Here is a 6,921-nt window from a genome sequence, read left to right as displayed (position 1 = left end):
CGACGAAAGCTTCGATGGTTTCCGCGATATCCTGCGGGGCTATTTGCTGAGGATCTGGCCTGTTGCGGCGGGCGACGTGATCCTGGGGAAAACCGTCCCCGAACGCCGGCTCCATTCACTCGTAACGGCGAGCAAGGAAATTGGGATCGGCACCGCTGTCCTGGATGATTTCCTGACGGAGGCCGGGGCGTTCGCAGCGGATGACCAGCGCTCGGACGCATGTAAAACTTTCGATGCCGGGGCATTCCAGCCCCTGCTGGGTGAGATCCCGACATTGGTCGGCCCGATCGCGATGCGCAAGGCAATGGGGGCGACGCGGGCCGAACTGATTTCGCTAGGGTCCGATGGTATTCTGTTACCCCGAACGAAAGTGCCATCCATCAGGTCGCCATGGCGGGTGTCTGATGGGCTGGCATTGGTTCGTGAGTTGGAGAGCCTGGCGATCCCGCTGGACGCTGAAACGGCCGGATGGGAAACGATCCAGCACGTGCATAAGCGCCTGGGTCTTTCGGTGGGGCAGGTCATTGCCGCGATCCGGGAGGGCACTTTAATGGCGGGCAAGCGCGCCGATGTGTTCGGATATCACGGGATCGTCGTTGAATGCGCCCAGATCGATCAGCTTCAGGTGCGCCTGCCGCGTGAGGTAAGCATAGAATCTATAGATGGCCAACTGGCCGCCGTTGCGTTTGCCCGTTCTATCGGTATGCGGAAGAAGGATGCCTTTCTTACGTTGATCGAAGGCGGCCATACCCCTGCGACCGAGGTTCTCCATCCGGTAACGAAACGCAAACAGTGGCGCATGACGGAAGCGGACATCGCGGCCTTCCATGAAAAGTTCACGACGCCAACAGTGATGGCGGAAGAAACCGGACTTCACTGGAACACGATTCTGGCGGCCTTGGTGGCGAGGGGGATCGAGGCTTTCCGGCCGAATGGAGCGGACGTCGGCCCGGTCTTTCTTCGGGACGAGCTTGCACCCGCATTGAGCGCGCTCAAACGCTGATATCTACACGCGGGCGGAAAATCCGCCGCTCCGTGTGGAAAAATATTATTTGTACCAGTCGCTTATGAAAGATTCCGCCTCGCAGGGCGCGTTTTCGCTTGACATGGGGTGTGCATGAAAGCCGCAAAAACGTGCAAGCTTATGGGGCATTGGCACAAATGGAGCATTGGCGATCCCAGAAGGACTCGAACCCTCAACCTGCTGATTAGAAGTCAGCTGCTCTATCCAGTTGAGCTATGGGACCGCTCGGGGTGACTTTTGCGGGCTTTGACGGGGGGGATCAAGCGAAACTTGGGGCTGCCGGTGCGAGTGGCCATTCTCAGGTGGCGCTGGCGAGGTCGAGAAGCCGCCGTTCGGCCAGCGACAGGTGGCGTGCCTTGTGACGCACCGCGTAAAAACGGCGCGGCGGCAGGGCGAAGGGCACCCGGACCAGCCGCCCGGCCTTGAGCGCCGGCGCGACCACCAGCGTGGACAGGACCGTGGCGCCGGGGCCGGCCTCGACGGCGGTGCGCACCGCCTCGTTCGAGGGCAATTCCAGCACGATGTCGATGTCACCCGTGGCCAGGCCGTGGCTGGCCAGCGCCGTCTCGCAGACCGCGCGGGTGCCGGAGCCGGGTTCGCGCAACACCCAGGGCCCGGCGCGGAGTGCGGCGCGGGTGACCGGAGGTGTCCGGGTCCAGGCGTGGCCGGGGGCCACCACCAGCGCCAGCTCGTCGCCGGGAAGCGGTTGGGCCGAGAGGGCGGGATCATCGACCTCGCCTTCGACGAACCCCAGGTCGACCGTTGCGGCATGGACCATCCGGACCACCTCCGACGTATTGCCGGTGGTCAGTTCCAGGGTGAATCCGGGATAGGTGGCGTGGAACCTCTGCATCAGCGGCGGCAGCCAGTAATTCGCCACCGTCTGGCTGGCCGCTAGGCGCAGCGTGCCGCGCCGGAGACCGGCCAGGTCGCCAAGAACGCGCTCGGCCTGCTCGGCGCGGGCCAGGACCGAGCGCGCCTCGTCCAGGAACACGCGCCCCGACTCCGTCAACACGATGCGCCGCCCGACCCGATCGAACAGGCGGACGGCGTGGCGCTCCTCAAGCGCGGCGATGGCGGCGCTCACGGCGCTCTGGGTCAGGTTCAGAACCGCCGCCGCCCGGGTGATGTGTTCCCGCTCGGCGACGGCGATGAAGATGCGGAGTTGATCAAGCGTCATGCAAAGATCAAAACCAGACCCAGGCTGAAAAGAGAAATGAAAATCCAGGCCCCGGCCCCCAGCAACGCCGGGCGGATGCCCTCGGCGGCCAGTTTGCGGATGTCGGTTTCCAGCCCCATCGCCGCCAGCGCGGTGGCCAGCAGGAACTGGGTCAGCCCGGTGGTGGCGGATTGGGTCGTCTCGGGGATCCACCCGGTGCTGGCCAGGCAGACCATGGCGATGAAGCCGAACACGAACCACGGCACCGGCGGCGCGGCCCGGTGGACCGCATCACCGCTGCGGCGCAGCCGGCGCGCGGCCAGGGCCCCCAGCGTCAGCACCACGGGCGCCAGCATCATCACCCGGGTCAGCTTGGCCACGGTGCCGAATTCGCCGGCCTCCTGCCCGCGCGCATAGGCGGCGGCGACGACCTGCGCCACCTCGTGGATCGAGGCCCCGGCCCAGAGGCCAAAGGCGTGCGGCCCCATCTGCAGCATCCCTGCGGCGAGGGGCATCAGCACCATCGACAGTGAGCCGAACACCGTGACGCAGGCGACCGCATAGGCGACGTCCTCATCGCGCGCGCGGGTGACCGTGTTGGTGGCGATCACGGCAGAGGCACCGCAGATCGAACTGCCGGCGGCGATCAACTGGGTCAACCCGGGCTCGATATGCATTGCGCGCCCCAGCCAGGTGGTAAAGACGAAGGTGGCCAGCAAGGTGGTGACGATCAATGCCACGCCCCCGGCCCCCACCGCCGCCACCTGTTGCACGGTCAGTTGCAGCCCCAAAAGGACGATACCGGCGCGCAGCACCCGGCGCAGGCTGAAGGCGACCCCGGCCTTGGCGATCAGGGGGGTGCCGACCAGGTTGTGAAACGCCATGCCGATCAGGATCGAGAGGATCAGCGGGCTGAGCATCCCGACCCCCGGCAGCTGCCGCAGCGCAAAGCCCGCCACCGCGATCAGCGCGGCCAGCGCCAGCCCGGGCAGGATGCGGCCGGGGCCGGTGGCAAGGAATGGCGGCAGCGCGGCGGCGCCAGTACCGGGGGCGGTGCCGGGATCGGTGGTGATACGGGTCATCTTTTTTGTCCTTTCGCGTTCTGACCGGACCATCTGCCTTTAGGGTTAAGCAATCCAACGGATTGTTCTTGTCTTATTGATCAGTTTTATCGAACGATTACAGACCCCCGTGACACCCCAAGGGCGGCGGATGCCGAGACAGTCGCAAATGCACCGCGACATCCGCGACGAGGTGCGCCGGGTGGCGGAACTGGTCGAGATCGACGCGCGGCTCGATCGCAAGCCTGCGCCTCCTACATGGTCAATTCCTGGCCCGATGACTGGCTGTGGCGCGCGCTGATCTCACAACAGGGCAAACCGTTCATGGCCGAGGACGGCCAGAGCGTCGCCTGGGACAACGCGGTCGGAAAACCGGCGCTGGACCTGGCCCGCCGTTTCTTCGCCGAGGGCGGCATGGACCAGATGGAATTCGCCCAGGGGCGTCCGCAGTTCGCCGCCGGCCTCACCGGGTTCGGCGCCCCCCCCCGGCTGACCGCCTGCCCCTCCCACACAGGACAAACCGATGACCGAATCCGTTCTCCGCCCCCGGCAGCTTTCTCAAGGGCAATATCCACACCATTCCAACCGCTCCGACGGTGCCCCTGCCCCCGAAGAGGTGGCGCGTCGCTAGCGCGCGGCGGGCTATGACTTCCTGTCGCTGACCGATCACTTCCTGCCGGGGTTCGATTTCCCGCTGACCGATATCTCGGCGCTGCGCGACGAGACATTCACGCCGATCCTGGGCGCCGGGCCAGTGCCGTGCCGTTGTCGACCGCGGCGGTGGGGGCGAAAGCCACGGGCAGGCCGACAAGGGAAAGCGGCTGCTGACCTATGCCTGCGATGACGCGCATTTCAAGACGCCTGATTTCGGTGACGGCTGGAACGAGCCGAAGGCGCAGGACCGCGCGCCCGAAACCCTTTTGCAGGCGTTGAAACAGGGACAGTTCTATTCCACCCAAGGTCCCAGGATCCACACCGTGGCGCTGGCGGGCGATGCGCTTCTGGTCGAATGCACGCCGGCCTCGGGCATCCTGGTGATCGGCCAAGGCTATCAGCACGGCTACCACGTTGAACAAGGCGTCAGCCGCGCCACCATTCCGCTCGACGGTCTGGACGGCAGCCCCCGGCTGCGGGTCATCGTCATCGGATCCGACGGCAAGCGGCCTGGACCAACCCTTATTGGCTGTAGCCCCGTCGGCAGGGGGCCCGCGTGGCGAACCGGCCCCCTGCCCTCGGTCTTTCCCGCTACATCCGTTGCCTTGCGTTGGTCGGATCCCAGACCGGTTCGTCATGCAGGGTAAGCGCCCGCCGTTCACCCAGCACGACCACCTCCAGCCCGGCGGTCTTGTCGGGCTCCACATAGGCAAAGACCAGGCTCTTGCCGGTCGCATGGCCATAGCCGCCCGAGGTGCAGACCCCCACGACGCGCTCGCCCTGCATCACCGCCTCGCCACCGTGGATGTCGCAATCGGTTGCGGCGATCTCACCATAGACCAGCTTGGCCGCGATCCCCTTCTCGCGCACCGCCTCGGTGGCGGCTCGGCCTTTGAACTCCCCCTTGTCCGGGGCATAGAACCGGGTGCAACCGGCCTCGATCAGCGTGATCTCGTTGGTCAGTTCCGCGCCATAGCCGCGATAGCCCTTTTCCATCCGCAGCGAATTCACCGCAAGAACACCGAAATCCGCGATCCCATGCGCCTCACCCTCGACCCAGATCGCGTCATAGAGCCTTGCCAGATCAGCCATCGGCGCGTGCAGCTCCCATCCCAGCTCGCCGACGTAGTTCACCCGCAGCGCGCGGACCGGGATGCCCGCGATTTCGATCTCCTGCCCCGAGAGCCAGCGAAAACCGCCGTTGCCCAGATCGGCATCGGTGAGGGGGGCCAACACCTCGCGCGCCTTGGGGCCGGCCACCACCAGCATGCCATAGTCATCGGTGACATTCGTAACAGTCACCCCCTCGCCGGCGGCAAAGCTCAGCTGATCCTGCGCCATCCGTTCGGTACCGGCGCCTGACAGCACATAGAACCGATCATCGGCCAACCGGGTGATGGTCCATTCGCCTTCGATCCGGCCGTTGTCCGACAGGACATTGGTCAAGTTGATGCCGCCGGGCTTCTTCGGCAGCTTGTTGGCTGTCAGCCGGTCCAGCAGCGCCTCGGCGCCCGGGCCGCTGACATCGAACTTGGCGAAACTCGACAGGTCCATGATGCCGACCCGCTCGCGCACCGCGCGGCATTCCCCGGCCACGATGTCAAAGACGTTGTTGCGCCGGTATTGCAGCTTTTCCTCGAACCCGGCGGGCGCGAAATACTTGGGCCGCTCCCAGCCGTAAACCTCGGTATGGACCGCGCCCTTGGCCTTGAGCGGCCCATACAGCGGCGTCACGCGGCTCGGGCGACCCGCCTGGATCTCGCGCCCCGGAAGCGGGGTCTCGAACATGTTTTCGTAATCGTCAAAGCTCTTGGCGCGGGTATAGGCCTGATCCGCATAGGCCCCGAAGCGGCGCGGGTCGATGCAGCCCATGTTGATCTCGGCATCGCCATGCACCATCCACTGCGCCAGGTACTTGCCGGTGCCGGCGCCCTGCGCAATGCCGATGGACGCGCCGCAGCATTGCCAGAAATTGCGCAGACCCGGCGCCGGGCCGACCAGCGGGTTGCCGTCCGGCGTATGCGGGATGGCCCCGTTGATGATCCGCTTGATGCCGGCATCGGCAAAGATCGGCATCCGCTCCAACGCCTTTTCCAGCCAGGGCGCGATGCGGTCGATATCGCCCTCGAACAGCTCGTTCTCGCTGTCCCATTCGGGGAAACCGCCGCGCCCGGCCCAGGCCTCGCGGCTGCCGAAATGCTCATAGATACCGACCAGCCCGGCCTTTTGTTCCTGCCGGTAATACCCCGCCGTGGCCGGGTCGCGCATGACCGGGAGTTCGAAATCGGCGCCCGCGAATTCCTCCAGCGGTTCGGTCACCAGGTACTGGTGCTCCATGTTGGTGATCGGGGTCTCGACACCCACCCACTTGCAGACCTCGCGGGCATAGCAGCCGGCGGCGTTCACCACGTGCTCGGCCCGGATGTTGCCCGCATCGGTCACCACCTCGAATTCGCCCGAGGGCAGCACGGTGATATCCGTCACGCGGGTGCGGCGGATGATATTGGCGCCCATCTGCCGCGCGCCCGCCGCCATGGCATTGCAGGCGCTTGAGGGGTCCACGTGCCCGTCCATGTTGGTATAGGCCCCGGCGAGAATGCCGTCGGTCTCCAGCCAGGGGTTCAACTCCTTGATCCGGTCCGGGCCGACGATCTCCATGTGAAAGCCGACGTTGGCGGAAAACCCGGCGACGTGCCTGAACCAGTCCACCTCTTCCTGCGTCGTGGCCAGCCGGATGCCGCCGCAGCCATGCCAGCCCGCCGGCTGGCCGGTGATCTCCTCCAGCCGGGGATAGAGCGTGTTGGAGTAATGGTGGATCTTGGCCATGTTGTAATTGCTGATGAAGCTGGGACACTGGCCCGCCGCATGCCAGGTCGAACCGCTGGTCAGCTCGCCCTTTTCGATCAGCACCACGTCCGTCCAGCCCTCTTCGGCCAGGTGATAGGCCAGGCCGACACCCATCATGCCGCCGCCGACGATGACCACCTTTGCATGAGACTGCATCGCGTTTTCCTTTCTGTTGG

Annotated in this window: 5 protein-coding genes, 1 tRNA gene and 1 pseudogene; 2 read left to right on the top strand and 5 right to left on the bottom strand. The window is 65.6% G+C overall.

Annotated elements, in window-relative coordinates; all coding sequences use genetic code 11:
* A pseudogene (locus tag ABWV23_RS11395) lies at positions 1-1,003 on the top strand (hypothetical protein); the annotation flags it as partial.
* Positions 1,004-1,170: 167 nt separating this feature from the next.
* Here the strand turns inward: ABWV23_RS11395 and ABWV23_RS11390 are convergent.
* The 3 genes from ABWV23_RS11390 to ABWV23_RS11380 form a co-directional block, all read right to left on the bottom strand.
* Positions 1,171-1,247: transfer RNA gene (locus ABWV23_RS11390), tRNA-Arg, on the bottom strand.
* Positions 1,248-1,322: 75 nt separating this feature from the next.
* Complete coding sequence (locus tag ABWV23_RS11385) at positions 1,323-2,204, bottom strand: LysR family transcriptional regulator (RefSeq protein ID WP_353347764.1); 882 nt, start codon at positions 2,202-2,204, stop codon at positions 1,323-1,325.
* A complete protein-coding gene (locus ABWV23_RS11380; RefSeq protein ID WP_353347762.1) occupies positions 2,201-3,265 on the bottom strand; it encodes a YeiH family protein in 1,065 nt (354 codons plus the stop codon). Before ABWV23_RS11380 ends, ABWV23_RS11385 begins: the two co-directional genes overlap by 4 nt.
* Positions 3,266-3,395: 130 nt before the next feature.
* Between ABWV23_RS11380 and ABWV23_RS11375 the strand changes: the two genes are divergently transcribed.
* The gene (locus ABWV23_RS11375) at positions 3,396-3,545 is read left to right on the top strand and encodes a hypothetical protein (RefSeq protein ID WP_353347760.1); all 150 of its coding nucleotides are present in this window, start codon (positions 3,396-3,398) and stop codon (positions 3,543-3,545) included.
* A gap of 427 nt (positions 3,546-3,972) precedes the next feature.
* Here ABWV23_RS11375 and ABWV23_RS11370 read toward each other — a convergent pair whose 3' ends face one another.
* Together ABWV23_RS11370 and ABWV23_RS11365 are read right to left on the bottom strand one after the other, a co-directional pair.
* On the bottom strand, positions 3,973-4,320 hold the full coding sequence (locus ABWV23_RS11370; protein ID WP_353347758.1) for a hypothetical protein: 348 nt from the start codon (positions 4,318-4,320) through the stop codon (positions 3,973-3,975).
* Positions 4,321-4,489: 169 nt separating this feature from the next.
* A complete protein-coding gene (locus ABWV23_RS11365; RefSeq protein ID WP_353347756.1) occupies positions 4,490-6,901 on the bottom strand; it encodes an FAD-dependent oxidoreductase in 2,412 nt (803 codons plus the stop codon).
* Positions 6,902-6,921: the final 20 nt, after the last annotated feature.

It is taken from the genome of Aquicoccus sp. SU-CL01552, from assembly GCF_040365005.1.
Classification (GTDB): Bacteria; Pseudomonadota; Alphaproteobacteria; order Rhodobacterales; family Rhodobacteraceae; genus Antarcticimicrobium.
This window is presented reverse-complemented; position numbering and strand designations above follow the sequence as displayed.

Bases quoted from the DNA above. Each gene is read 5' to 3' on its own strand.
- ABWV23_RS11385 (WP_353347764.1), bottom strand. From the start codon at position 2,204: ATGACGCTTGATCAACTCCGCATCTTCATCGCCGTCGCCGAGCGGGAA.
- ABWV23_RS11380 (WP_353347762.1), bottom strand. From the start codon at position 3,265: ATGACCCGTATCACCACCGATCCCGGCACCGCCCCCGGTACTGGCGCC.
- ABWV23_RS11375 (WP_353347760.1), top strand. From the start codon at position 3,396: ATGCCGAGACAGTCGCAAATGCACCGCGACATCCGCGACGAGGTGCGC.
- ABWV23_RS11365 (WP_353347756.1), bottom strand. From the start codon at position 6,901: ATGCAGTCTCATGCAAAGGTGGTCATCGTCGGCGGCGGCATGATGGGT.